The organism is Polaromonas sp. P1_G2, from assembly GCF_056405515.1.
Genome location: NZ_JBFUBY010001056.1, coordinates 1 through 473 on the forward strand (window position 1 = coordinate 1; position 473 = coordinate 473).

Sequence of the window (473 nt, forward strand, 5' to 3'; positions counted from 1 at the left end):
CTTTCACATCAGCCGTCAGTCGCTGTAGTGAGGACGACGGAAAGAGAAGCGCATGGCAAGTGAAGTTGCGATTTTCAACCTTGAGACGGGATATGTCAAAACCGTGCTCCGGACGGAGCGCCTGGTGGAGGCGCCCAACTGGACGTTGGACGGCAAGGCGCTGGTCATCAACGGTGACGGGCGGCTCTATCGGGTCGATCTCGGCAATCCGGGCATGGTCGAGATCGACACCGGCTTCGCAAAGGACTGCAATAACGACCACGGGATTTCCCCGGATGGGAAGACGCTTGTTATCAGTGACTCGACGGAAGCTGGCGCGAGCCGGGTCTATATCCTGCCTGCCACCGGTGGAACGCCGCGGCTGGTGACCGAGAAGGCGCCGTCCTATTGGCATGGCTGGTCGCCGGACGGTGCGCGGCTGGCCTATGTCGCCAAGCGCGGCGAGACTTTTCAGGTCTATACCTGCCCGGTAG

At 61.1% G+C, this 473-nt stretch carries 1 protein-coding gene; it reads left to right on the forward strand.

Features of this window, described 5'->3' with window-relative positions:
- Nucleotides 1–52: 52 nt before the first annotated feature.
- Nucleotides 53–473: TolB family protein (locus AC1D0P_RS29040; protein ID WP_477679900.1), on the forward strand; the 421-nt coding region annotated here is incomplete at its 3' end.